Source organism: Chitinophaga sp. (assembly GCF_036566945.1).
Taxonomy (GTDB): domain Bacteria; phylum Bacteroidota; class Bacteroidia; order Chitinophagales; family Chitinophagaceae; genus Chitinophaga.
The window spans coordinates 1-1745 of sequence record NZ_DATCVJ010001116.1 but is presented as its reverse complement, the minus strand read 5'-3'; the positions used below and the strand labels follow the sequence as shown (position 1 = coordinate 1745).

The following is a 1745-nucleotide window of genomic DNA, read 5'->3' as shown; positions in this document are numbered from 1 at the left end:
TACCTACGGAAGATGATCATACCATTCTGAGTAATCCGAAAGTAAACAGCTTTATCATCTTCTCTACACCTGAATACCTGCCTTCCTTCATAGATAAACCGTATACGGGTAACCGTTATATCGGTAAAGGCGTACACTTTTTCGGCACCGATGCCAACGCGGTATACGCCAGCATCAATGATGTAAACCGCAACTACGATATTGGTGATACTACCAGTCTCACGCTGGAGTTTAAAATAAAAGTACTCCCCGGCGCCAACGGTGATTATACCTACTCCAATACGGCTGTATTTTCCAAAAGAGCCTCGCTGGACCCCGGCGTAACCGGATGGGCGGTAGTGCTCAATCAGAAGAAATGGCAGATGAATATTGGTCAGAATGTACCGGGCGTGACCAGCAATATTATAGTAGATGGTTCGGATATCAGCGATGGTAACTGGCATGATGTAGCCTGTGTGATCGTTACGGATACCAGTGGTAAAAAGAGGTTTGTGAGAACATATACGGATGGTAGTTTCAACAAAGAAGCCGACATCTCTTCCTCAGGAAATATTAACAGTCCTGCTCCGCTGATAGTGGGCTACCTGCCTTATGTAGGTAGCTACCCGGCACCGGATATGTACATGACGGAAATTAAAATATGGAGCCGTGCGGCTACCGATGCCATCATCAGCTCCTACGCCTGCGAAACCAGTATGCCGGGAAGTCACCCGTTGAAAAAATATGAAATGGGTTACTGGTCGGCCAGAGATGGACAGGGCAACGAACTGAAAGATGAGAGCCAGATAGTAACCGATTTTACCTTGAGTGGCGGCTATAGCTGGCTCAATTTTAATGACCTGATTTGTCCTGCTTCTCCCGCCAACATCGGACAACTGATGCCACAACCAGTAGATGTAAGCCGCCAGATCATGGATTGGCTGCAGGTATCAGCCGATCTGCGCTGGAACCTGGATGGCAGGGTATGGACAACCAGGTACGTGAATATGAATAACAATTAATTTTTTACCGGATGATATATCAATCTAAATTCCCGCTTTGGACCTTGCTGGCTTTTCTCACAGCAACGGTGGTGTCTTGTAAGAAACCAGACATCAAAGGTGAAGAGATTACCGTGCAACAGGTGAATGTTTCTTTCAGAGATACGGATGTGAAAATACCTATGGGAGATAGCAGCTATAGTAAAACTGCGGGCACCGTAGATATTCCGCTGCGTATCCTATTGTCGGATGCGGCACCATCCCGGTTTAATGTAGGGGTCACCGTTAACAACGATACCATCAACCAGATGATCGCGAATAATACCTTGCCGGATGCGGTGTTGCTGGCGCAGGAAAATTATACGTTGCCAACACTGGTAGATGTACCTTTTGGTCAGGATCATGCCGAGTTTACCCTGAAAGTAGACCTTGCCATTTTTGAAAAATACTACGGCCAAACGTTGGCCCTGGGGATAGAACTCACTGAGCCTACCAAGCAGAATAAACTGGATGGCACGAAGAAAATAGTGGTGGTACAAATCAGCACCACCGGTATTGTGCCAATAGATCAGATCCACTATGTTTATTTTACAGATGCCGGCAAAACAATCAACGCGCCGATAGAAAGACCGAAGAATTACACCATGACCCCCGGTGTGCTGCAGGTGCCGTTGAATGTGAGCTATACCAGTACGGCCGGTACCGGGTTTTACCTGAAGCTGAGTCCCAACCAGGACACTGTTGCCAAACTGATAGCCGAAAATG

General features: G+C 47.0%; 2 protein-coding genes. Both read left to right on the top strand.

The window, feature by feature from the left end; genetic code table 11:
- The coding region (locus VIP81_RS33465) for a LamG-like jellyroll fold domain-containing protein (RefSeq protein ID WP_331972632.1) at positions 1-1001 on the top strand (1001 nt) is incomplete at its 5' end.
- A gap of 11 nt (positions 1002-1012) precedes the next feature.
- A partial coding sequence (locus tag VIP81_RS33460; RefSeq protein ID WP_331972629.1) for a hypothetical protein occupies positions 1013-1745 on the top strand: 733 nt, incomplete at its 3' end.